Source organism: Pseudomonas sp. 9.1(2019), from assembly GCF_009910445.1.
Classification (GTDB): domain Bacteria; phylum Pseudomonadota; class Gammaproteobacteria; order Pseudomonadales; family Pseudomonadaceae; genus Aquipseudomonas; species Aquipseudomonas paraversuta.
Genome location: NZ_VBWF01000002.1, coordinates 298743 through 323021 on the forward strand (window position 1 = coordinate 298743; position 24279 = coordinate 323021).

Below are 24279 nucleotides of genomic sequence, written 5' to 3' on the forward strand. Positions count from 1 at the left end.
GTCAGAAGCCCATCGGGGCAGGCACAACAGTGCTACTTCACGACAACGCCTTGTCCAGCGAGCGCTCGATTTCCGATTGAATCATGCCGCTCATCGCAGACATCAGCATGCCCAGCTCAACGTCGACCCGAATGGTTTTCTCGCCGATTGCCAGGGTGCCGTTAACCCCCGAACGCTTGAGCTTTACTGTATCTCCGGACCAGTCAGGGGTCAGCCCATACTGCCCCGCCAGCTTCTCAACCAGGGGTAGAGCTTTTTCACGTGCTGCCTCAAGGCCCAGGGTATGGGTCCGTTCAACGCTGATACGAGCCATTGGTTCACTCCGAGTAAATAAGGCCGACACTATACTTACCTTCAGCCTCGCCAAGACAAAGCCGGCCACCGGGATTAGAATGGCCAGCATTCTCTTTTGGTGACAGCGATATGACTGATCAGCGCAAAGGCAGCGATGCCGAACCCACCACCCACTTCGGCTTCAAAAATGTGCCGGAAAGCCAAAAGGCGGAAAAAGTCGCCGAGGTTTTTCACTCTGTAGCCGCTAAATACGACCTGATGAACGACGTACTGTCGGGCGGCATGCACCGCCTGTGGAAGCGTTTCACCATCGAACTGTCCGGCGTTCGCCCTGGCAACAAGGTGCTGGACATCGCAGGCGGCACCGGTGACCTGGCCCGCAAGTTTTCCCATCTGGTTGGCCCGACCGGCCAGGTAGTGCTGGCAGATATCAACGCCTCCATGCTCAAGGTTGGCCGTGACCGCCTGCTGGACAAAGGTGTGGCCGGCAATATCGAGTTCGTTCAGGCCGACGCTGAAAAGCTGCCGTTCCCGGACAACCACTTCGATTGCGTGACCATCGCCTTCGGCCTGCGCAACGTGACCCACAAGGAAGACGCATTGCGCTCCATGCTGCGGGTACTCAAGCCGGGCGGGCGCTTGCTGGTGCTGGAGTTCTCCAAACCGACCAACCCATTGATGTCCAAGGTTTACGATGCTTATTCGTTCGCCTTCATGCCGATGGTGGGCAAGCTGATCCTCAATGACCCGGAGAGCTATCGCTACCTGGCCGAGTCGATCCGCATGCACCCGAACCAGGAAACACTGAAGTCGATGATGGTCGAGGCCGGGTTTGACCGGGTGACCTATCACAACATGACTTCAGGCATCGTTGCGCTGCACCGCGGCATCAAGCCCTGATGTTGCTCCGCGGCCTTCTCGCCAGCGTCGAAAACGGCGTCAATCGCATTTTGCGGCTGGACAGCACGGCCATGGCGCGCTTGCAGCCTTTGACCGGCAAAGTGATTGCTGTCGAATGCGCGGCTCCGGCATTGCAGCTGTTTATCCTGCCCAGCGATGAAGGCCTGCTGCTGGCCACCCAATGGGCTGCAGATGCCGATTGCACCCTGCGTGCACCTGCTGCCAGCTTGATGCGTCTGGTCCTGAGCAAAGACAAGACCGCCGTGCTGCACAGCCCTGAAGTAGACCTTGAGGGCGACAGCCACGTGTTGATGGCGCTTGCCCAGGTGCTGCAAGACCTGGAGCTGGACTGGGAGTATGAACTCTCGCGCTGGCTCGGACCGGTTGCCACGGCACTGATCGGCGGTCATTTGCGCAGCCGCGCCAACTGGTATCAGCAAGGGTTCGCCAGCCTTAATCAGAATCTGGCCGAATACCTCAGCGAAGAAGCCCGCACCTTGGTCGGAGAACGTGAAGCGCAAGCGCGTTTTGACGAACTCGACCAACTCAAACTCGACCTGGACCGCCTTGAGGCGCGCTTTGAGCGCCTTGGCCGATCCCTCAATTCCAGCGATAACGCATGAAGCTGCTTGCCATACGCCGTTTGTTCCGCATCCAGCGCGTCGTCATTCGCTACCGCCTTGATGACTTGCTGTTCGCCCTGCCCTTGCCATGGTGGATGCTCTCGCTGCGCTACGCGCTGCCGTGGCGCTGGTTCCCGCGCAAGAAGCTGGAGCTGAGCCGGGGCGCTGCGCTGCGCCTGGCGCTGCAGGATCTGGGACCGATCTTTATCAAGTTCGGGCAAATTCTCTCGACCCGTCGCGACTTGCTGCCCGAAGACATCGCCGACGAACTGATGCTGTTGCAGGATCGCGTACCGCCGTTCGACCCGCAGGTAGCGGTCAAGCTGATCGAAGAGCAACTTGGCGCCACCATCGGCGAAGTGTTCAGCCGTTTCGACATCGAACCCCTGGCCTCGGCCTCGGTGGCCCAGGTGCACTCGGCCAAGCTCAAGACCGGCGAAGAAGTTGTGGTCAAGGTCGTACGCCCGGGCCTCAAGCCAATCATCGGTTCAGACCTGGCCTGGCTGTTCATTCTGGCCAGGGTTGCCGAACGCCTGAGCGCTGACGCCCGCCTGCTGCACCCGGTGGATGTAGTCAGCGATTACGAAAAAACCATTTACGACGAGCTCGACCTGTTACGTGAAGCGGCCAACGCCAGCCAGCTCAAGCGCAACTTCGAAGGCTCGCCGATGCTTTACGTGCCGCAGATCTACTGGGACTGGTGCCGGCCCAAGGTTCTGGTCATGGAGCGCATCTACGGGGTTCAGGTCACTGACCTGAAAACCCTCGCCGATCAGCGCACCGACATGAAGATGCTGGCCGAACGCGGGGTCGAGATTTTCTTCACCCAGGTTTTTCGTGACAGTTTCTTTCACGCCGACATGCACCCCGGCAACATTTTTGTCAGCACAGTCAGCCCGTGGAGCCCGCAATACATCGCCATCGACTGCGGCATTGTCGGCAGCCTGACCCCCGAGGACCAGGACTACCTGGCGCGCAACCTGTTTGCCTTCTTCAAGCGTGATTACCGGCGGGTGGCGCAGTTGCACATTGATTCGGGCTGGGTACCGGCGCACACCAAGCTCAACGAGTTTGAAGCGGCGATCCGTACCGTATGCGAGCCGATTTTTGAAAAACCGCTGAAAGAAATTTCCTTTGGCCAGGTGCTGATGCGCCTGTTCCAGACCGCGCGGCGCTTCAACATGGAAGTCCAGCCACAGCTGGTGCTGCTGCAAAAAACCCTGCTCAACATTGAAGGGCTGGGGCGTCAGCTGTACCCCGACCTCGACCTGTGGAGCACCGCGCAGCCGTTCCTTGAACGCTGGATGCGTGAACGGGTGAGCCCGAAAACCCTGTTGCGCAACCTGCACAGCCAGGTCGAGCAGATCCCGCATCTGGCGGGCATGACCCGCGACCTGCTGGAGCGCATGTCGCAGCCCCATAGCAAAAATCAGCGGCTGGTGGTCAGCGAACCCCGGGACAGCTGGTTCCTGCGTCTGCTGGGTGCCGGGCATCTGGCCGCCGGGGCCCTGCTGGCCAGTGTCGGGCCGCTGCACACCCTCAGCTACTGGCCGGCCGGTATCTTGCTGGCAGTGGGCCTGTATCTGATCGTACGCAGATAACCTGCAGGAGCTAGCTCTGTCCTGCAGGAGTTCTAGCCACTCTCTGGCGAGGCTGGCAAACTGTTAAATCGCTACGCGCGGAGTCGAACATGAACAACTGGCTGGACGAGATCAAATGGGACAGCGACGGCCTGGTGCCGGCGATTGCCCAGGACCATAAAACCGGGCGCGTTTTGATGATGGCCTGGATGAACCGCGAAGCCCTGAGCCTGACCGCCACCGAGAACCGTGCCATTTACTGGTCACGTTCCCGTGGCAAGCTGTGGCGCAAGGGTGAAGAGTCGGGCCACGTACAAAAGCTGCATGAAATGCGCCTGGACTGCGACGCTGACGTCATTATCCTGATGGTCGAACAAATCGGTGACATCGCCTGCCATACAGGTCGTCAGAGCTGCTTCTACCGCGTGTACGAAAACTCCGGATGGAAGACCGTCGATCCGGTGCTTAAAGACCCGCACGCCATTTATCACGCAGGACACTCCAATGACTGACACCTTGAGCCGCGTAGCCCGGGTACTCGAAGAGCGCAAAGGCGCCTCGCCGGACAGTTCGTATGTCGCCAGCCTGTACCACAAGGGTCTGAACAAGATTCTGGAGAAGGTCGGCGAAGAGTCGGTCGAAACCATCATCGCAGCCAAAGATGCGGCCATCAGCGGAGATTGCAGCGATGTCATCTACGAAACCGCCGATCTATGGTTCCACAGCATGATCATGCTCGCCCAGCTGGGTCAGCATCCTCAGGCCGTACTGGATGAACTGGAGCGTCGCATCGGTACCTCCGGCCACGTGGAAAAAGCCTCACGGCCATCCGCTTAAACTTTTTTGCAAGGAACTCATCATGGGCATTTTTGACTGGAAACACTGGGTCGTCATTCTGGTAGTTGTGGTCCTGGTCTTCGGCACCAAAAAACTGAAAAACCTGGGCACTGACGTGGGCGAATCGATCAAGGGCTTTCGCAAAGCCATGAACGACGACGAGAAGCCTGCCGAACCGGTAGTGCCGCCTGCACAGCCAACGGCCGCACCGCAGCCACACACCACTTCGACCCTCAACGAGCCGCACACCATTGACGTGCAGGCCCAGAAAGTCGAAGAGCCGACCCGCAAAGACGTGTGAGCCAAAAATAATGTTCGGTATCAGCTTCAGTGAACTGCTGCTCGTCGGCCTGGTGGCCCTGTTGGTGCTCGGCCCCGAGCGCCTGCCGGGAGCAGCACGCACGGCGGGGCTGTGGATCGGCCGCTTGAAACGCAGCTTCAATGCGATCAAACAGGAAGTTGAGCGTGAAATCGGCGCCGACGAAATTCGTCGGCAACTGCACAACGAGCACATCCTGTCGATGGAAGAAGAAGCCAAGAAGATTCTGGCCCCGCTCCAGCCGCCTGTGCCGCCTGTGATGCCGACCCAGCCTTTGGCCGCACCTGCGCAGCCGGAGCCCGCAGAGCCGCCGGCCCCTGCTCCGGTCAGCCTGAGCAAGACCGAGTCCGGGCCTGCGCCTCAACCGGCAGTGCCACACGACCCTACCCTGCCACCGCGAGCCCCCTAAGCGCATGAGCGATAAGCCTGAACACGACCAGCCAATGCCGCTGGTTTCGCATCTGACCGAGCTGCGCACCCGCCTGCTGCGCTGCATCGCCGCGATTTTTCTGATCTTCATCGGGTTGTTCGCCTTCACCCAGCAGATCTACACCCTGGTTTCCACGCCATTGCGTGAATACCTGCCGGTGGGCGCCACGATGATCGCCACCGACGTGGCATCGCCGTTCCTCACACCGCTCAAGCTGACCATGATGGTGTCGCTGTTTATAGCGATCCCGGTGATCCTGCATCAGATCTGGGGCTTTATCGCCCCCGGCCTGTACAAGCACGAAAAGCGCATTGCCGTGCCGCTGCTGATCTCCAGCATCTTCCTGTTCTACGCCGGCATGGCGTTCGCCTATTTCCTGGTGTTCCCGCTGGTGTTCAAGTTCTTCGCCTCCGCGACACCGGAAGGCGTGGCCATGATGACCGACATCAGTAGCTACCTTGATTTCGTCATGACCCTGTTTTTTGCCTTTGGCGTAGCCTTTGAAATCCCGGTGGCAGTGGTGCTGCTGGTATGGATCGGAATTGTCGACGTCAAATACCTGCGCAAAATCCGGCCGTACGTGATTATCGGCTGCTTTGTAGTCGGCATGATCCTGACCCCGCCGGACATCTTCTCCCAGACCCTGCTGGCGATTCCGATGTGGATGCTGTTTGAAATCGGCATTCTGTTCGGCAGCCTGATCAGCAAAAACAAGCGTGGCGATCACCCGGACGAACAGCCCGAGAACGACAGCAACGCCCAGCCGCCAGCACCGCAAGCGTGAACCTGCTGCTCCTCGAAGAGGCTGATTTCATTGCCGCCGATCGCGTGATCCTGCGCGATCGGCGCCTGACTCACATGCAGGAAGTGCACCGTGCGGCAGTGGGCGACAACCTGCGGGTCGGACGCATCGGCGGTTTAATGGGCAGCGCCGAACTGGTGCGCCTGGAGGCCAAAGAAGCCGAACTGGTTATCCACAACCTCGACCAGGCGCCGCCCGACAAACTGCCCCTGACCCTGTTACTGGCCCTGCCGCGCCCGAAGATGTTGCGCCGGGTCCTGCAGACAGTTGCCTCGATGGGCGTGCCCAGGGTGGTTCTGGTCAACAGTTACCGGGTCGAAAAAAGCTTTTGGCAGACCCCGTTTCTGGAGCCCGAAGCGATTCGCGAACAGCTGATTCTGGGGCTGGAGCAGTCCCGCGACAGCGTGCTGCCTGAAATCATCATCGAAAAACGTTTCAAGCCGTTTGTCGAAGACCGCCTGCCACAGGTGGTCGAAGGCACACTGGGCCTGGTTGGCCACCCCGGTGATTACCCCGCGTGCCCACGCGGCCTGGATCAAGCCGTGACCCTGGCTATCGGCCCGGAAGGCGGCTGGATTCCGTACGAAATCGACCTGCTGGCCAAAGCCGGCCTGCAACCGGTGCAACTCGGCGCGCGCATCCTGCGGGTCGAAACCGCCGTCACCGCCCTTCTCGCCCGGCTGTTCTGAGCCCTGCCACCTAGTCGCTGACGAGGAGCGAGCCTGCGACAAGCCCCCCGGGGCCAGCTTCGCAGGCCATCGCAACCTCGCTCCTCGGCGACTACGAAGTTGCGCTGCGGGTTTGAGGCCTCGGTCACACATTCAACACCCCCCGCTTCAGTTCCCCTGCGCCACGCCGATGCCCTGATACCCGTGAAGAACGCAAAGCAATGGACGGCTTCCCGTCAGGCTGCTCGCGTCATAAAAGGAGTTTCATCATGTACCGTCAACTGGCCAGACTACTGGGCAATATCGGTGTTAATCGCAAGCTGGGCCTGGGATTTGGTCTGGTGCTGGTTTTAACAGTGCTGATAAGCGCAATCGGTTGGAAGGGTCTGGTTTCAGTGATCGACCGCGGTGACAAGCTGGCCAACATATCAAAGACCATCGAGCTGACCAAAGACTTGCGCATTGCACGTCTGGACTACGAGCGGGACAAGGGTGAAAAAGGCAACGCCGAGGTAAATGGCCAGTTGACCGCCCTGGACCAGACGCTGGACCTGTCGCGCCGCCAGCTCACCGATCCTGCGGAGCTGGCCCTGGTCGAGCAACAGCTCGCCGCGGTGGCCGAATACAAAAGCGCATTCGCCGACTCCGGGCTGGCCACTCAAGCACGTGAAGCCAACCGCGTACTGCTCGGCAGTACCGCCGACAGCGCCGTCGCCAGCGTTGCAGACATTGAGCAGACCTTGCTGCAAAGCGACAGCCTGGCGCAGTACAAGAGCGTCATCGAACTGCAAAAACTGCTTCAGCAAGCCAGGTTCCAGGTGCGTGGCTACACCTATAGCGCCAGCCCCGAGGCCGAGCAGCCCGCCCTGGATGCCATCGACCATGCGCTCAAAGAACTCGACAGCCTGCCCGCCAGGCTCCCCGACGAACATCTGAGCCACTTGCAGCAAGCCACGCTGGCCATGCAAAACTATCGGGCCGCCGTGACCGGCTTTCGCGATGCTCAAGTCGCCAGTGCCCGGGCGCTGACGCGCATGCAGCAGCAAGGCAGCACCCTGATCGATCTGAGCCAGAAGCTTTCGACCCTGCAAACCGAAAAACGCGACCAGGACAGCCAGCAGGCCGAGAACCTGCTCATAGGTTGTACATTACTGGCGCTGGTACTGGGCATCATTGCTGCCTGGGTTATTACCCGGCAGATAGTCATCCCGCTGCAGCGCACGCTCAAGACCGTTGAGTGGATCGCCGCAGGCGACCTGAGCCATGACAACCCCACCGCTCGCCGCGACGAGCTGGGGCAATTGCAGCAAGCCGTGCAAAGGATGACCGAAGGTCTGCGCGAACTGATCGGGGGCATCAGCGATGGCGTGACCCAGATTGCCAGCGCGGCCGAAGAACTCTCAGCCGTGACCGAACAGACCAGTGCCGGGGTCAACAGCCAGAAAGTCGAAACCGATCAAGTCGCTACCGCCATGCACGAAATGGCGGCAACGGTGCAGGAAGTGGCGCGCAATGCCGAAGAGGCCTCAGAAGCCGCTGTTGTTGCCGACCAGCAGTCCCGTGAAGGCGACAAAGTGGTCGGTGAAGCCATTGCCCAGATCGAGAAACTGGCGATTGAAGTGGGCCACTCCACCGAAGCCATGGACCATCTCAAGCGCGAAAGTGACAAGATCGGCAGCGTGCTCGATGTGATCAAGTCGGTGGCCCAGCAAACCAACCTGCTGGCGCTCAATGCCGCCATCGAGGCCGCCCGCGCCGGTGAGGCAGGCCGTGGCTTTGCGGTGGTAGCCGACGAGGTACGCAGCCTGGCGCAACGCACGCAAAAATCCACCGAAGAGATCGAAGAGCTCATTGAAGGCCTGCAAAGCGGTACCCGGCAGGCCTCCAGCAGCATGGACAGCAGCCGTATCCTGACCGACAGCAGCGTTGAACTCACCCGTCGTGCAGGCGAAGCGCTGGGCAGCATCACCCGCACGGTGTCGACCATTCAGGGCATGAACCAACAGATTGCGGCGGCCGCCGAACAACAAAGCGCCGTAGCTGAAGAGATCAACCGCAGCGTGCTGAATGTGCGTGACGTGTCAGAGCAGACGGCAGCGGCAAGCGAAGAGACCGCGGCGTCCAGCGTTGAGCTGGCGCGCCTGGGTGCGCACCTGCAGGCGCTGGTGGCACGCTTCAAGGTCTGAAGTCTGATAACCCTGCAGGAGCGAGCCCCTGCAGGGTTGGGGTTTTACAGCACCTGACGCAGGAACGCCTGGGCCCGCAGGTCTTTGGGCGAGTTGAAGAAGTCTTCCGGGGCGGAATCCTCCAACAGCTTGCCGTGATCAAAGAACAGCACGCGATTGGCCACTTCACGGGCAAAGCCCATCTCGTGGGTCACACAGACCATGGTCATGCCTTCACGGGCCAGGGTCTTCATCACGTCCAGCACTTCGCCGACCATTTCCGGGTCAAGCGCCGAAGTCGGCTCGTCGAACAGCATCACCTTGGGTTCCATCGCCAGGGCACGGGCAATCGCCACCCGTTGCTGCTGGCCGCCCGATAGCCGCGACGGATACTCGTCAGCCTTCTGCCCGATCCCGACCTTCTCCAGCAGAGCCCGGGCCTTGGCCTCGCGCTCGGCCTTGCCGCGCTTGCGCACGACCTTCTGCGCCAGACACAGGTTTTCGAGCACGGTCATGTGCGGGAACAGGTTGAAATGCTGGAACACCATGCCGACTTCACGCCGATAGGCGTTGACGTCAGTTTTCGGGTCGGCCAGGTCCAGACCGTCGATGCTGACCGAACCGGAGTCGAACTCTTCCAGGCCGTTGAGGCAGCGTAGAAAGGTCGATTTACCTGAGCCCGAAGGCCCAATCACCACCAGCACTTCGCCTTTGGCCACTGTGGTGCTGACATTGTCTACCGCACGGACGACTTGCCCGCGGGTATCGAAGACTTTTACCAGTTCGCGAACTTCAATCACTTTGCGCAAGCCTCCGCTCAAGCCGGCTGGCCAAATGCGACAGCGGCAGGTTGATCAACAGGTACAGGCCCGCCACGCAGAACAGAATCTCGAACGGCGAAAACGAAGTGGTGATGACTTCACGGCCACTTTTAAGCAACTCGGTAATCGCAATCACCGACACCAGAGAGGTGTCTTTTACCAGACTGATAAATTGCCCGGCCAAGGGTGGCAGCACGCGCTTGAAGGCTTGTGGCAGAACCACGTGACGCATCGACTGGCTGGCATTGAGACCCAGCGAGCGCGCCGCTTCGTCTTGCCCGCGGGCTATGGATTGCACGCCCGAGCGGATGATTTCGGCCACATAGGCACCGGTAAACAGCGACAACGCGGCAATACCGGCAAACTCGCGGGACAGGTTGAGCACGGTGCCGATAAAGAAGTAAAAGATAAAAATCTGTACCAGCAGCGGCGTGCCACGAACCAGTTCCACGTACAGGGTCGACAGATCGCGCAGGGTCGGGTTTTTCGACAACCGGCAGAGCCCGGTGACCAGGCCGATCAGCAACCCCAGCACACCGGATACCAGTGACAGCCAGACGGTGGTCCACAAGCCCCAGAGCAGCGGGCCTGCCGCCCAATGACGATTGACCCCCACCACATCGCCTTCGGCAACATCGTCACCTTCGGCCAGTTGCAGGCTGTTGTCGGCCACGGTCAGACGCTGTTCGGCGCCATCGTCACCTTTCAACACCACTTCGGTATTGTCGCCCTTGCGCACCAGCTCAATCACGGTGGAGGTTTCGGCTGCCCGCTGGGCTTCTTCAGCCTGGTAGGCGAAGTACTGCGGGACTCGATTCCAGCGCCATTCGTAGGACATCAGCGAGGTGGCGTAGTACAGACCGCCCGCCAGACCGATGAGCACCAGCACGGTCAATACGTGCCAGGGCCACTGGGGTTTTTTTTGTTTGATCACTTTCAGGTTCCACGTTTTGTGTCGCTAGGGAGGCCGTCAATCGCGGGCAGGCTCGCTCCTGCAGGAGTTAACGCAAATGCTCGCGATTGAAGAGTCGGCCTTATTCCATGTCTTTGAGCCAGGCAGTGTCTTTGAACCACTTGTCATGGATGCGATCGTAGGTGCCGTCTTCGTGGATCTGGTGCAGAAAGTTGTTGATGTAGTTGATGCTGTCGTAGTCGCCTTTCTTCAGACCGAAGGCCAGCGGCTCGTAGGTGAATGGCTTGTCGAGGAACACCAGCTTGCCGTTACCGAACTTGTTGACGGCCACAACGTTGTACGGGGCGTCATAGATAAACGCATCGGCCTTGCCGTTTACCACGTCCAGTACCGCTTCCGGTTCGTTGTCATAGCCGTGGTACTGGGCTTTTGACATCAGTTTGCGGGCGACGATTTCACCCGTGGTGCCGATCTTCGAAGTCAGGCGGTATTGCGGGTCGTTGAGGTCTTTGTAGGACTTGACCTTGTCTTCCAGTTCTTTGCGAATCAGCAGGGTCTGGCCCACAACAATGAAGGGTTCGCTGAAATTGAGGCGCAGGTTGCGCTCCTGGGTCAGGGTCATGCCGCTGCCGATCATGTCGAACTTGTTGGTCATCAGGGCCGGGATGATGCCGTCATAGCCGGTGGACACCAGTTCCAGTTTGACGCCCATGGACTTGGCCATGGCTTTGAGCAGATCGACTTCGAAGCCAATGATCTGACCGCGTTTGTTAGTCATTTCGAACGGCATGTAGGTCGGGTCCATGCCCACTTTCAACGTACCGCGCTTGACCGCGTCCTCGATTGCGCCTGCATGAGCGGCGCTCACCGCCAGCAGTGCAGTGACACCGCACAGCAGTTTTGACAGAAACTTCTTCATCATCAACTCCCCTCGACCTGCTTATAAAGGTGTTGGCCAGCGGCGGGCTCGATTCAAAAAGCCAATAAAGCCGGGCACTCACCCATTCGGAGACGGATGCTAACTCACAGAAGGGTTATGAGACGAGTTTTGCGATAGAAAAGCGCGACAGGCGGGGGGGGGGTGCAGGCAGGTGTGATTTATAGCGGGTGATCTGTGTGGCAGCCGGCTTGCTGGCGATGCTATCGCGGACAAGCCTGCTCCCACAAAAGCAGGAGCAGGTTGCTCGCGTTAGATCATGCTGCCGGTTGCAGGGGCAGCAACGGCGCGTGAGGATCGGCCGCAACCGATTCACGCCAGGCGTTCAGCCAGTCTTCGTGGCCTTCGCTCCATACCAGCGCATGCAGGCGGCCCAGTGCAACCGGGTCGCTCAACAACGCCATGCGCTCGTTATTGTTCAGACCCTGAGGCCCGACCTTGAGAGCATGCCGCACGCGCTCGGCCCGCAGCCATTCAATCGGCTCGGCGGCACGGTGACGCGAGGTCGCCAGGCCACAGGCCAGGGCGTTCTGCTGCGGATCAACCACGGCCCGGACAAAGCCGTCATGCAGCGCGCGGTAGCGGTTCTCGTGGGTGTACTCGGCGGTAGCCGACAACTCACGGGGCGGCGCGTATTCCTCAGGAATCAGGAACAGGCTTTCGTCACGGGACTTGAGGCCCAGCTTGACCCGGCTGGAAATCACCGACACCGGAATCGACAGCATCAGCGAACCGACAATCGGCACCAGCCACCACAGAAAACTCGGGTTCAACCACAGTACCAACCCGGCCCAGGCCGCACCCAGCAGGGTTTGCGGGCCATGCCGGCGAACGGCTTCGCTCCATGGGGTGGAGTCGTCGTCGCGTTGTGGCGAGTTCCAGGTCGCAGCCCAGCCAAGGAACGCAGCCAGTACAAAGCGGGTGTGGAAGATCATGCGCACCGGTGCCAGCAGCATCGAGAACAGCATTTCCAGCAACATCGACAACGTGACCTTGAACTTGCCACCGAACTCTTTGGCGCCCTTGGCCCAGATCAGAATGATGCTGAGCAATTTAGGCAGGAACAGCAGCACGATGGTGGTCGAAAACAGCGCCACAGCCTTGTCCGGGTGCCATTGTGGCCACAGCGGATACAACTGGCGCGGTTCCATGAAGTACTGCGGTTCCATCAGCGTGTTGACCGCCAGCAAGGCCGTCGACAGCAACAGGAAGAAGAACCACAACGGTGCTGACAGATACGACATCACACCCGTCAGGAACACCGCGCGATGCACCGGGTGCATACCCTTGACCAGGAACAGGCGGAAGTTCATCAGGTTACCGTGACACCAGCGACGGTCACGCTTGAGTTCGTCCAGCAGGTTTGGCGGCAGTTCTTCGTAGCTGCCCGGCAAGTCGTAGGCAATCCATACGCCCCAACCGGCACGACGCATCAACGCGGCTTCAACGAAGTCGTGGGACAGGATCGCCCCCGCAAAAGCCCCTTTACCCGGCAGCGGCGCCAGGGCGCAGTGCTCGATAAAAGGTTTCATGCGGATGATTGCGTTGTGGCCCCAGTAGTGGGATTCACCCAACTGCCAGAAGTGCAAACCGGCAGTAAACAGCGGCCCGTATACCCGCGTCGCAAACTGCTGCATGCGTGCATACAGGGTATCCATACCCGACGCCCGTGGCGCGGTCTGGATGATGCCGGCGTCTGGCGTGGCTTCCATCAAGCGCACCAGGCTGGTCAGGCATTCGCCGCTCATGACGCTGTCGGCGTCGAGCACCACCATGTACTTGTAATCGCCGCCCCAGCGACGGCAGAAGTCGTCGAGGTTGCCGCTTTTACGTTTCACACGACGGCGCCGACGGCGATAGAAAATCCGCCCGAAGCCTTCTGTTTCGCGGCACACATCCAGCCAGGCCTGTTGTTCGGCAACACAGATATCAGGATCGTTACTGTCGCTGAGCACGAAGAAGTCGAAGCGATCCAGATCACCGGTGGCGGCGACCGACTCGTACGTAGCCCGCAGGCCCGCAAACACGCGGGTCACGTCTTCGTTACAGATCGGCATCACCAGCGCCGTACGCGCCTGCTCCGGGATCGGCTCATTGCCGGCACTTTTACCGGAAATGCGGTATTTGTCATGCCCGGTCAGCAATTCCAGAAAGCCCATCAAGGCCGTCCAGAAACCCGCCGAAACCCAGCAGAACAGAATCCCGAACAAGATCAGGATGCTGGTCTGCAAGGCATACGGCAGCACTTGCTGCGCGGTCTGCATCAATGGCTGGTGCAGCACCTCATCAAGGTCGACGAAGGCCCAGCCCTGATACGGCATGATCCCTTTCATGTACCAGCCGGCGACGATGGTCTGACCCAGCATCAGGACCAGCAGGATGTAACGGCGGATCGAACCCACCGTACGCCAGCGGGCCTTGGGCAGCACCCGCTCGTCGATTACCGGCTTGGGCGGATTGCTGCGCCCGGTCAAACGACGCCAGCCACGCACCAGAATATTGGTCCGCCACGGCTCGGGCACCACTTTGGTACGGCGAATCGGCGGCGTGGCCTTGAGCATCACCCGGCCGCTGGCGTCGAGGGCGAGCATTTCTGCTTCCTCGAGCTCAGCTGCCGAACTCAGGTTAAGCCGCGTGCCCACCGAAGCCTGGGCGGCCTCGGCAGCATCGATGTCCGATTGCGCCGACAAACGCGCGTGCAACTCGGCGAACGAGGTGCAGCTCGCCAGTTCGGCGCGCTGCTCATCGTTCAGTGGCAAGTGCGCCAGATACTCGCCGAGCGAGTCTGGCCGGGCTTGAGCGTTACTCATCGGCGGGCAACTGGTAGCTCCAGGTCTCGGTCAACACTTTCTCAGTCTTGACCGGTTCTGGCGTGGCCGGTGCAGCTTCGGCTTCAGGCGCCTTGGCGTTGTGCTCTTGCTTGTCCTTGACCTTGGCCGCAGCTTTTTCAGCTTTGGTGACAGGCGCTGCAGGTTTGGCCGCCGGGGTTTCTACATCCTGGACCAGTGCCGCACGCATTTCCGTGGCCTTGCTCGGGTCTTTGATCTTCATCCGCAGGGTCAGGCGCCAGCCTTTGGTCTCAGGGTTGTAACGTACGTTGTTTTCAACCAGGTCGGCATTGTCGCCGACACTGACCTGGCTACGCACAGGGGTATTTTCAGGCAGTTTTGCAAGCGACGGGCCTTCGAAATCGACCAGGTACGCCACACTGCCATCCGGCTGACGGATCAGGTTGGACTGCTTGACGTCACCAGTGGAACGCAAGGTCTGCTTGACCCACGCGCTGTCCGTCGGGTGCAGGGCAGCCTCATCCAGGGTCCAGTGCATGCGGTAGGCGAAATCAAACGGCTTGAGCGGCTCTGGCTGTGTTTCCGGGCTCCAGAACGCAACGATGTTGTCGTTGGTTTCGTCGGCAGTCGGAATTTCCACCAGGTTTACAGTGCCCTTGCCCCAATCACCCTGTGGCTCGATCCAGGCGCTCGGGCGCTTGTCGTAGCGGTCATCAAGGTCTTCGTAGTGGCTGAAGTCGCGACCACGTTGCAGCAAGCCAAAGCCCAGCGGGTTTTCAACCGAGAAGTTGCTCACCGACAGGTGTTTCGGGTTGTTCAGTGGACGCCAGATCCACTCGCCATTGCCGGCATGGATCGCCAGGCCCGACGAATCGTGCAGTTCGCGACGATAGTTGAGGACCTTGGACGGCTGGTTGGCGCCGAACAGGTACATGCTGGTCAGCGGAGCGATGCCCAGCTTGCCCACTTTGTCACGCAGGAACATTTGCGCCTTGACGTCCACCACTGTGTCCATGCCCGGACGCAGGGTAAAGCGGTAAGCACCGGTCGCACGCGGCGAGTCAAGCAAGGCGAAGATCACCAGATGCTTGTCGTTCGGCTTGGGCTTCTCGATCCAGAATTCGGTGAAACGCGGGAACTCTTCGCCCGATGGCAATGCAGTGTCGATTGCCATGCCACGCGCCGACAGACCATAGATCTGGTCTTTGCCCACTACGCGAAAGTAGCTCGCGCCGAGCATGGTCATGATTTCGTCCTGCTTGTCCGCCTTGTTGATCGGATACAGCACGCGGAAACCGGCCCAGCCGAGATTTTCGGTGGCCTTGGGGTCGAACTTGACGTCACCGAAGGAGAAACGGCTCGGGTCGTACTTGATCTCTTCGACCTTGGTGGCAGTCACTTCATTGATTTTCACCGGCGTGTCGAAATGCATGCCCTGGTGATAGAAGGACAACTTGAACGGGGTTTTATCCCCGGCCCACTGGGCTTTGTCGCGGTTGAACTGAATTTTTTGGTAGTCCGCGAACTTCATGTCACGGAACTCATTAGGCAAATTGCTGCGTGGCGCTTGGTATTTCTGTTCAGCCAGGGTCTTCGCCTCGGCCGCCACGTCATCCAGACTGAATGCCCACAGTTGACCCGCACCGAACAAGCAAAAGAGCGCAGAGCCCGTCACCAGTGCGTTGCGTAACCGCTTGGCAGACATTTTTGGTGCATTAATTGGACTAACAATCACGAGCAAACCTCGCCGAAAACAGATGATGAAACCAACGGCCAGCGATCTAAATGCCAGGTTGGCGAGCACTCTTCCGACAGCCAAAGGGATGAATGATTCCCCAAGACAGTAGGACAAGACTCTATGTAGCGCAGGATTATCTAGTAGGCCGCGTTACAACGCATCTAGTCTCAGCAAGTATTTATCGCTAAAACCCCCTGTTTTCGGACGAAAACGAGGTTTTTCGGGTTTTTATGTATGTAACAAAAATGTAACCGGGCCGTCGTTGACCAAATGCACCTGCATATCGGCTCCAAAGCGGCCCGATTCGACATTTGGATGCAGACGTTTGGCATCGTTTAACAGGTGATTGAACAGCGCCTCGGCCTGCGCAGGGGGCGCTGCCGTGGAGAAGCTCGGGCGCAGGCCGCTTTTGGTATCGGCCGCCAGGGTGAACTGCGAAACCAGCAGCAAACCGCCGCCGATATCGGCCAGCGACAGGTTCATTTTGCCCTCGGCATCACTGAACACCCGGTAGTTGAGCAATTTGTGCAGCAACTTGGCGGCATTGGCTTCGGTGTCACCCGGCTCGACGGCGACCAGCACCAGCAAGCCCTGATCGATGGCACCGACAGTTTCTCCGCCAACCTCTACCCGTGCGCTGCTGACCCGCTGTAACAGCCCCTTCATGCTTCGTCGGGCTGCAAGCGCAGCAGACGGCGGGCCATTTGCTCGGTGGCACGCACCAGCGCGTCAGTAATACCGGGTTCGGAGGCCACATGCCCGGCCTCCCGAATCACTTGCAGCTCGCTGTCGGGCCAGTTCTTGTGCAGCTCCCAGGCATTGTCCAGCGGGCAGATCATGTCGTAACGACCGTGCACTATTACACCCGGCAGGTGGGCAATCTTGTGCATGTCGCGGATCAGCTGGTTGGACTCCAGAAACGCATTGTTCATGAAGTAATGGCACTCGATCCGGGCAATCGACAGGGCCCGGTGCGGATCGCAGAAGCGGTCGACCACTTGCGGGTTGGGGCGCAAGGTAGCAGCACGCCCCTCCCAGGCCGCCCACGCCTTGGCCGCATGCATCTGGGCAATCTGGTCATTACCGGTCAGGCGCTTATGGAAAGCCGTCAGCAGGTCATGACGCTCTTCTTCGGGGATCGGCGCGACATACTCTTCCCAGTAATCCGGGAAAATCCGGCTGGCACCCGACTGATAGAACCATTCGATTTCTTGTGGGCGGGCCAGAAATATTCCGCGCAGGATCAGGCCCTGTACGCGTTCGGGATGGGTCTGCGCGTACGCCAGCGACAGGGTCGAGCCCCATGAGCCGCCAAACACCACCCACTGCTCGATACCCAGGTACAGACGGATGCGCTCCATATCTGTGACCAGATCCCAGGTGGTGTTGTTTTCGAGGCTGGCGTGAGGGGTCGAACGCCCGCAACCGCGCTGATCGAAGGTAATGATGCGGTACAGGTTGGGATCGAAATAGGAGCGGCTATTGGCATCGCAGCCCGACCCTGGCCCGCCGTGGACAAACAGCACCGGCAAGCCGTCCGGGGAGCCACTTTCATCAATGTAGAGCACATGCGGCTCGTCCACCGCCAGTTCATGCCGGGCGTAGGGTTTGATCTGCGGGAACAAGGTCTGCATTACGCACTCCATGTGGGGCTGAAAAAATGTTGCCGTCTGGCATCATAAACCCGATTGCTGGAATGAGCATGCGCAGATGAATACGCCGAAAAACTCGCAGCAGCGAGCTTTTCCATCCATTGGCAAGCTCGCTCCTGCAGGGTTCAGGTCAAGCGTAGCGCTGCTGGCCCCACTGGATAATCCGCGCCAGCAATTGCTTGAGCACTTCCTGAGTCGGCGCTGCCAGATCCTGGCGATATTTGAACGGCTCGAACTCTTCCATGTAGGTGCTCTGCGCCAGCTCCAGCTGCACGGCGTGGATGTTATCCACAGGGCTACCGTAATGACGGGTGATGTGGCCGCCCTTGAAGCGCCCGTTCAGCACGTGACTGTAGGCCGGATGCTCGGCGCAGATCGCTTGCAGATCGCTGGCCAGGGTCGGGTCGCAACTGGCGCCATTGAAGGTCCCCAGGTTGAAGTCCGGCAGGCGACCGTCAAACAGGTGCGGCACCCGGGAGCGGATCGAGTGCGCGTCGAACAGCAGTGCATAGCCAAACTCATCCTTGAGGCGCTTGAGCTCCTGCTGCAAGGTCTGGTGGTAAGGCTTCCAGATGTGCTCCAGATAGGTCGCCCGTTCTGCCGCCGACGGCACCTGCCCCTCGCGAAACAAGGGTACTCCGTCGAACAGTGTGGCCGGGAACAGACCGGTGGTTGCCCCCACGTACATCGGCGCATCGTCTTCGGGGCGATTGAGGTCAATCACAAAGCGCGAATACTCGGCCGCCAGGGTGCTGGCCCCCAGATCGGCAGCAAAGTCGTAAAGCTGCGGGATATGCCAGTCGGTATCCGGCAGGCTTTGTGCTTCGGGAATCAGACCGGCTTTAACGGCCGGGGTCAGCTTCAGGCCGGCGTGGGGCATGCTGATCAGCAATGGCACGCGACCCTGTTTGAATGTCAGAACCTTATCCACAAGCGTTTCTCCTAAAGCTCAACGTCGGCGCCATTGCGCACGACGCGTTTATCCAGATCACCACCCAGCCAATAGGCCAGGTCTGCCGGCCGATCGATGTTCCAGGCCACAAAATCGGCCACTTTGCCCGGTTCCAGCGAACCGTGGGTCTGGCCCATGCCCAATGCCGTTGCAGCGTGCTGTGTAACCCCGGCCAGAGCTTCTTCAGGGGTCATGCGGAACAGGGTGCAGGCCATGTTCAGCATCAGGCGCAGCGACAGACCTGGCGACGTGCCGGGGTTGAGGTCGCTGGCGATGGCGATTTTAACCCCGTGTTTGCGCAAGGCATCCATGGGCGGCAGTTGAGTTTCGCGCAGGAAATAGAACGCACCCGGCAACAGCACCGCCACAGTGCCCGATTTGGCCATGGCGATGGCGTCGTCTTCGGTCATGAACTCCAGATGATCCGCCGACAGCGCCTGATAGCGTGCCGCCAGACTGGAACCGTGCAAGGACGACAGTTGCTCGGCATGCAGCTTGACCGGCAACTCCAGCGCCTGCGCCACCTTGAACACCCGCTCCACCTGTTCAGGGGAAAACGCCAGGTATTCGCAGAACGCATCCACCGCATCCACCAGCCCTTCAGCTGCCAGCGCCGGGAGCATTTCGCTGCAGATATGCTCGATGTAGTCATCAGCCCGGTCTTTGTATTCCGGCGGCAAGGCGTGGGCCGCCAGACAGGTGCTGCGCACCGTCACCGGCAACTCCTGGCCGAGGCGACGAATCACCCGCAGGATTTTGCGTTCGCTCTCAAGGCTCAGGCCGTAACCGGACTTGATCTCGACGCTGGTCACACCGTCTCGCAACAGACAGGTCAGACGCTGACGGGCACTGGCAAACAACTCATCTTCACTGGCAGCACGGGTCGCCCGCACGGTACTGGCAATGCCACCACCGGCCGCGGCGATTTCGGCATAGCTCACACCTTGCAGGCGCTGCTCGAACTCGCCGCTGCGGTTACCGCCAAAGACCGTATGCGTGTGGCAATCGATCAGCCCCGGGGTGACCCAGGCGCCTTGCAGTTCTTCGGTCCGGGCGTACTCGCCCACTGGCAATTGCAGACGCGGGCCGATCCACTCAATGAAGCCCTCACGGGTCACGATGGCCGCATCCTCGATGATTGAGTACGTGCCATTGGCCATGGTCGCGACATTGCAGTGTTGCCACAGGGTTTTCATTCGCTCACTCCGTCAATGATCAAAAACTCAGGAAAGCTCGGGAGCTTCTTCAACCGCAGCGCCGGCAGCCGGTTTTACCCACAGCAGGTAAGCCACCACCAACAGCACAATCCAGACCGCACCCACCATCAGCGCCGCCTGAGTTTCAGGGAAGTAGCCCAGCACGCCGAAGATAAACACCATGAACACGATGGCGGCAATGGGTGCATAGGGCCAGAACGGCACCGGAAACTTGAGCTCGGCCACTTGTTCACGGGTCATGGAGCGGCGCATGGCTACCTGGGTCACCAGAATCATCAACCATACCCACACGGTGGCGAAGGTCGCAATCGAGGCGATAACCAGGAAGATGTTTTCCGGGATCAGGTAGTTAAGCAGCACCCCGGCCAAAAGTGTGACCCCCATGACCAGAACGGTCATCCACGGCACACCGTGACGGGAGATTTTGGCAAAGCCTTTAGGCGCCTGCCCCTGCTGGGCCAGACCGAACATCATGCGGCCTGCGCCGAAGATGTCGCTGTTGATTGCCGACACGGCTGCCGAAATCACCACGATGTTGAGGATGGTAGCCGCCGAACTGATGCCCAGGCTGTCGAAAATCTGCACAAACGGACTGCCCTGGCTGCCAATCTGGGTCCATGGGTAAATGGCCATCAGCACAAACAGGGTCAGCACGTAGAACAGCAAAATCCGCAACGGGACCGCGTTGATTGCCTTGGGAATGACGCGCTGCGGGTCTTTGGCTTCGCCGGCAGTGATGCCGATAATTTCAATGCCGCCAAACGCAAACATCACCACTGCAAACGAAGCGATCAAACCGCCGATGCCGTTGGGCATAAAGCCGCCATAGGCCCAGAGATTGCTGATCCCGGTTGCTGCTGCGTCCGTGCTGGAGGTTCCGATGCCAAACAGCATGATGCCGAAACCGCCCAGAATCATTGCCACAATGGCGGCAACTTTGAGCAGCGACAGCCAGAACTCCATTTCACCGAAGACTTTGACGCTGCACAAATTCAACCCGCCGATCAGCAGCACGATGCCCAGCACCCAGATCCAGCGCGCCACTTCGGGAAACCAGAAGCCCATATAGATACCGAAGGCGGTGATATCGGCCAGACACACGATGATCATCTCGAAGGCATAGGTCCAGCCGAGGATAAAGCCGGACATCGGCCCCAGGTAGGTACTGGCGTAATGACCGAACGAGCCGGACACCGGATCGCGCACGGCCATTTCCCCCAGTGCGCGCATCACCATGAAGACCGCGGCGCCACCAATCAGGTACGCCAGCAGCACAGCAGGTCCAGCCATTTGGATGGCAGCGGCTGAACCATAAAAAAGACCCGTTCCGATCGCTGAACCCAGCGCCATAAAACGGATGTGACGGGCCGATAGCCCGCGCTTCAAACCTTGAGTTTGACTTTGCATTTCGCGTCCCTAGTTATTTTTGTCGGCGAAAACAGATACGCAGAGCGCTCAACGAGCGCTCTGCGTTTTTTGGGTTACAGGCTTGGAAGAACGTTGGCAGGCACCAGCTCATTCAGACAGCGCGAGGCCAGCAACTGCATGGCGGCTTCGATATCCGGGGCGAAGAAGCGGTCTTTTTCGTAGAACGCGACCTTGCTACGCAAAGTGGTACGGGCAATTTCAAGCTTGACCGAGGTTTTCAGTCCATCACGCAGATCAAGCCCCTGGCACGCCGCCAGCCACTCGACCGCCAGCACGCCACGGGTGTTCTCGGCCATTTCCCACAGACGCTTGCCTGCAGCCGGAGCCATCGAGACGTGGTCTTCCTGGTTGGCCGAGGTGGGAATGCTGTCGACGCTATGGGGATGGGCCAGTGCCTTGTTCTCGCTGGCCAGGGCCGCAGCCGTTACCTGAGCGATCATGAAGCCGGAGTTGACGCCGCCATTGGCCACCAGGAACGGCGGCAGTTGCGACATGTGCTTGTCCATCATCAACGAGATACGGCGCTCGCTCAGCGAACCGATTTCTGCAATGGCCAGGGCCATGTTGTCGGCCGCCATGGCAACCGGCTCGGCGTGGAAGTTGCCGCCCGAGATCACGTCGCCCTGCTCGGCAAACACCAGCGGGTTGTCCGATACGGCGTTGGCCTCAATGCCCAGCACTTCGGCGGCCTGGCGGAACTGGGTCAGGCAGGCACCCATCACTTGCGGCTGGCAACGCAGGGAGTACGGGTCTTGCACCTTGTCGCAGTTTTTGTGCGACTCGGACACTTCGCTGCTGGTGCCCAGCAGATCACGGTAGATCGCAGCGGCGTCGATTTGCCCGCGCTGGCCACGTGCGGCATGAATGCGCGGGTCGAACGGCGAGCGCGAACCCAGTACCGCTTCCACCGTCAGGCCGCCGCAGGCCATGGCGGCGGCAAACAGGTCTTCACCTTCAAACAGGCCGCGCAGCGCGTAGGCAGTCGACACCTGAGTGCCGTTGAGCAAGGCCAGCCCTTCCTTGGCCGCCAGGGTCAGCGGCTCAAGGCCAGCCTGCTTCAAGGCCGCAACGGCATCCAGCCATTGACCTTTGTAGCGCGCCTTGCCTTCGCCCAGCAGCACCAGGGACATATGGGCCAAAGGCGCCAGATCGCCCGATGCACCCACCGAGCCTTTTAGCGGGATGTGCGGATAAACCTGGGCATTGATCAAGGCGATCAAGGCGTCGATCACTACGCGGCGAATACCGGAGAAACCACGGCTCAGGCTGTTGACCTTGAGCACCATGATCAGGCGCACCATGTCATCGCTCAACGGCTCGCCGATACCGGCCGCATGGGACAGCACCAGCGAGCGCTGGAGGTTTTCCAGGTCTTCGCTGGCAATTTTTGTCGAAGCCAACAAACCAAAACCGGTATTGATGCCATAGGTGGTGCGGTTCTCGGCAAGGATTTGCTCGACGCAGGCCACGCTGGCATCAATCTGCGCCGAAGCGCTTTCGTCCAGACTGAGGGTTACCGGCTGCTGATAAATGTCACGCAGTTGGGCAAGGCTCAGTTGACCGGGGATCAGGTTTAAACGGTTCACATTAATGCTCCTTTGAAATTCTTGTTGGCTGCCAGTCACTGCGGGCTTTTTCAAATTGATGTTTGCAGGCTAAATCGTCGCCGGCACTACGGGCAGCACAGCTGCCGTATGGGCGGGCGCATGGGTTTGGGCCGGTAAAATCAGGTGCTCGGGAACCGGCCGCGCCCACTTCCTTGCAGCCCAGTAATACAGGGCTGCAGGCACGACCAGACCGATGATCCAGGAGATATCGGTGCCGCCCAGGCTATCCACCAGCGGGCCGGTGTAAAAATGGGTCGACATAAAAGGCATTTGAATCAGCACGCCAAACACATAGACGCTCAAGCCAACCCGGTTCCAGCGGCCATATCGACCCTCGGGGTTGGACAGCGCCGGGATGTCGTAGCGTTCTTTGGTAATGCAGTAGAAATCCACCAGGTTGATCGCGCTCCAGGGCGTAAAAAACGCCAGCAGGAACAGGATAAAAGCGGAGAAATCCTTGAGGAACGAGTCTTTGCCCAACAGAGCCAGGGTGGTGGCCATGGCGACCATCACCAGGATGTAGAGCAGGCGCACGCCACCGGGAATCCGCCGGCTGCCGCGAAAGCCGCTGACGATGGTGGCGATGGACATGAAACTGCCGTAGGCATTGAGCGTGGTGATCGTCACCTTGCCGAAGGCCACGGCGAAATACAGCAACGCCGCCACAATGCCGGTGCCGCCCAGTCCGACAATGAACGACACTTCGTGGTGGGCGAATTGCGAGCCCGCCAGAGCGGCAGCCAGAACGCCGAACACCATGGCAATCTGGGCACCAATGACGGAACCCAGACTGATCGCCCAAAAGGTTTTGACCGGTGAAGTTTTGCTCGGCAGGTAGCGCGAGTAATCCGCCACATAGGGGCCAAACGCAATTTGCCACGAGGCGGACAACGAGATCGCCAGCAAAAAGCTACTGATGGAGAAATGCTTGTTGGCCAACAGCGCGCCAATGTCATTGCCGGCCAGCAGTTTGTAGAACAGATAGATGAAGGCAATCACCCCCAGCACACTGGCGATCCGGCCAATGCCGTGAATCACCCGGTAACCGAAGATGGTCAGGATCACGATAAAACCGGCAAAGGCGACAATGCCGATCCAGTCTTCAACATGCAGCAACTGGGCAATCGCTTGACCGGCCAGCAGCGAGCCGCTGGCCGAAAACCCGATATACATCAGGCACACCAGCACCAGCGGCACCACCGCGCCATACACCCCGAACTGCACACGGCTGGAGATCATCTGCGGCAAACCCAGTTGCGGACCCTGGGCACCGTGCAGCGCCATTACCGCGCCACCGAGCAATTGCCCGACAAACAGGCCGATCAGCGACCAGAACACATCGCCGCCCAGCACCACGGCCAGCGCGCCCGTCACAATCGCCGTGATCTGCAAGTTGGCTCCCAGCCACAAAGTGAATTGACTGATGAGCCGACCATGACGCTCGGACTCGGGAATGTAGTCGATCGAGCGTTTTTCGATCAGCGGTGTTGCGCCTGCACGATCATCATTAACAGCCATGTGCCCCACCTCAAATAAAGGAAAACGGGATGTGCTCTGAATTTGGCTCGCCAGCGATGCAAACACCTCACTGCATCAGTCATTGCGAG

23 protein-coding genes are annotated in these 24279 nt (G+C 59.7%); 10 read left to right on the forward strand and 13 right to left on the reverse strand.

All coding sequences use genetic code 11. The features are described from left to right. Positions 1-37 precede the first annotated feature (37 nt). Entirely contained in the window at positions 38-313 is a 276-nt protein-coding gene (locus FEZ21_RS02025; RefSeq protein ID WP_003438745.1) for a polyhydroxyalkanoic acid system family protein, read from the reverse strand. 110 nt (positions 314-423) lie between these two features. Between FEZ21_RS02025 and ubiE the strand changes: the two genes are divergently transcribed. From ubiE to FEZ21_RS02075, 10 genes are all read left to right on the forward strand, one after another. Further along, complete coding sequence (gene ubiE, locus FEZ21_RS02030; RefSeq protein WP_003438744.1) at positions 424-1194, forward strand: bifunctional demethylmenaquinone methyltransferase/2-methoxy-6-polyprenyl-1,4-benzoquinol methylase UbiE; 771 nt, start codon at positions 424-426, stop codon at positions 1192-1194. Next, entirely contained in the window at positions 1194-1817 is a 624-nt protein-coding gene (locus FEZ21_RS02035; RefSeq protein WP_003438742.1) for an SCP2 domain-containing protein, read from the forward strand. The genes ubiE and FEZ21_RS02035 overlap by 1 nt, the downstream gene beginning before the upstream one ends. Further along, entirely contained in the window at positions 1814-3418 is a 1605-nt protein-coding gene (gene ubiB / locus FEZ21_RS02040; protein ID WP_003438740.1) for a ubiquinone biosynthesis regulatory protein kinase UbiB, read from the forward strand. The genes FEZ21_RS02035 and ubiB overlap by 4 nt, the downstream gene beginning before the upstream one ends. A gap of 89 nt (positions 3419-3507) precedes the next feature. Continuing rightward, the gene (gene hisI, locus FEZ21_RS02045; RefSeq protein ID WP_003438738.1) at positions 3508-3909 is read left to right on the forward strand and encodes a phosphoribosyl-AMP cyclohydrolase; all 402 of its coding nucleotides are present in this window, start codon (positions 3508-3510) and stop codon (positions 3907-3909) included. After that, positions 3902-4234 (forward strand): phosphoribosyl-ATP diphosphatase, encoded by a 333-nt coding sequence (locus FEZ21_RS02050; protein WP_003438737.1) that lies wholly within the window; start codon positions 3902-3904, stop codon positions 4232-4234. The genes hisI and FEZ21_RS02050 overlap by 8 nt, the downstream gene beginning before the upstream one ends. Positions 4235-4256: 22 nt before the next feature. Next, complete coding sequence (locus FEZ21_RS02055; RefSeq protein ID WP_003438734.1) at positions 4257-4535, forward strand: twin-arginine translocase TatA/TatE family subunit; 279 nt, start codon at positions 4257-4259, stop codon at positions 4533-4535. Positions 4536-4545: 10 nt separating this feature from the next. Continuing rightward, positions 4546-4962 carry a Sec-independent protein translocase protein TatB gene (gene tatB, locus FEZ21_RS02060; protein WP_127195699.1) on the forward strand — a complete coding sequence of 139 codons (417 nt, stop codon included), beginning with the start codon at positions 4546-4548 and terminating at the stop codon, positions 4960-4962. A gap of 4 nt (positions 4963-4966) precedes the next feature. Beyond that, positions 4967-5767 carry a twin-arginine translocase subunit TatC gene (gene tatC / locus FEZ21_RS02065; protein WP_003438731.1) on the forward strand — a complete coding sequence of 267 codons (801 nt, stop codon included), beginning with the start codon at positions 4967-4969 and terminating at the stop codon, positions 5765-5767. Then, a complete protein-coding gene (locus FEZ21_RS02070; RefSeq protein WP_160626347.1) occupies positions 5764-6474 on the forward strand; it encodes a 16S rRNA (uracil(1498)-N(3))-methyltransferase in 711 nt (236 codons plus the stop codon). Before tatC ends, FEZ21_RS02070 begins: the two co-directional genes overlap by 4 nt. Before the next feature lie 248 nt (positions 6475-6722). Continuing rightward, the gene (locus FEZ21_RS02075; protein ID WP_160626349.1) at positions 6723-8639 is read left to right on the forward strand and encodes a methyl-accepting chemotaxis protein; all 1917 of its coding nucleotides are present in this window, start codon (positions 6723-6725) and stop codon (positions 8637-8639) included. A gap of 44 nt (positions 8640-8683) precedes the next feature. On the opposite strand, the gene FEZ21_RS02080 is transcribed toward FEZ21_RS02075, so the two are convergent. The 12 genes from FEZ21_RS02080 to FEZ21_RS02135 all read right to left on the reverse strand — a co-directional run bounded on the left by FEZ21_RS02080 (position 8684) and on the right by FEZ21_RS02135 (position 24190). Further along, entirely contained in the window at positions 8684-9418 is a 735-nt protein-coding gene (locus FEZ21_RS02080; RefSeq protein WP_003438721.1) for an amino acid ABC transporter ATP-binding protein, read from the reverse strand. Continuing rightward, positions 9411-10370, reverse strand: a complete 960-nt coding sequence (locus FEZ21_RS02085) for an amino acid ABC transporter permease (protein ID WP_373683713.1) — start codon at positions 10368-10370, stop codon at positions 9411-9413. The genes FEZ21_RS02080 and FEZ21_RS02085 overlap by 8 nt, the downstream gene beginning before the upstream one ends. Positions 10371-10473: 103 nt before the next feature. Then, positions 10474-11271 carry a transporter substrate-binding domain-containing protein gene (locus tag FEZ21_RS02090; protein WP_003438717.1) on the reverse strand — a complete coding sequence of 266 codons (798 nt, stop codon included), beginning with the start codon at positions 11269-11271 and terminating at the stop codon, positions 10474-10476. A 275-nt stretch (positions 11272-11546) separates the two neighbouring features. Next, entirely contained in the window at positions 11547-14099 is a 2553-nt protein-coding gene (mdoH, locus tag FEZ21_RS02095; RefSeq protein WP_003438715.1) for a glucans biosynthesis glucosyltransferase MdoH, read from the reverse strand. Continuing rightward, positions 14092-15813: a glucan biosynthesis protein G gene (locus FEZ21_RS02100; RefSeq protein WP_010656299.1), complete on the reverse strand. Its 1722-nt coding sequence runs from the start codon at positions 15811-15813 to the stop codon at positions 14092-14094. The genes mdoH and FEZ21_RS02100 overlap by 8 nt, the downstream gene beginning before the upstream one ends. Before the next feature lie 231 nt (positions 15814-16044). Further along, positions 16045-16482, reverse strand: coding sequence for a D-aminoacyl-tRNA deacylase (gene dtd / locus FEZ21_RS02105; RefSeq protein WP_010656300.1), 438 nt, complete (start codon positions 16480-16482; stop codon positions 16045-16047). Next, positions 16479-17450: a prolyl aminopeptidase gene (gene pip, locus FEZ21_RS02110; RefSeq protein WP_003438707.1), complete on the reverse strand. Its 972-nt coding sequence runs from the start codon at positions 17448-17450 to the stop codon at positions 16479-16481. Before pip ends, dtd begins: the two co-directional genes overlap by 4 nt. A 148-nt stretch (positions 17451-17598) precedes the next feature. Next, the gene (gene hutG / locus FEZ21_RS02115) at positions 17599-18399 is read right to left on the reverse strand and encodes an N-formylglutamate deformylase (protein ID WP_160626350.1); all 801 of its coding nucleotides are present in this window, start codon (positions 18397-18399) and stop codon (positions 17599-17601) included. An 11-nt stretch (positions 18400-18410) separates the two neighbouring features. Continuing rightward, entirely contained in the window at positions 18411-19616 is a 1206-nt protein-coding gene (gene hutI, locus FEZ21_RS02120) for an imidazolonepropionase (RefSeq protein WP_003438703.1), read from the reverse strand. Between the two features lie 27 nt (positions 19617-19643). Continuing rightward, positions 19644-21044: an amino acid permease gene (locus tag FEZ21_RS02125; RefSeq protein WP_010656302.1), complete on the reverse strand. Its 1401-nt coding sequence runs from the start codon at positions 21042-21044 to the stop codon at positions 19644-19646. Positions 21045-21118: 74 nt separating this feature from the next. Beyond that, positions 21119-22651, reverse strand: a complete 1533-nt coding sequence (gene hutH / locus FEZ21_RS02130) for a histidine ammonia-lyase (RefSeq protein ID WP_003438698.1) — start codon at positions 22649-22651, stop codon at positions 21119-21121. 69 nt (positions 22652-22720) lie between these two features. Next, on the reverse strand, positions 22721-24190 hold the full coding sequence (locus tag FEZ21_RS02135) for a cytosine permease (RefSeq protein WP_160626352.1): 1470 nt from the start codon (positions 24188-24190) through the stop codon (positions 22721-22723). Positions 24191-24279: the final 89 nt, after the last annotated feature.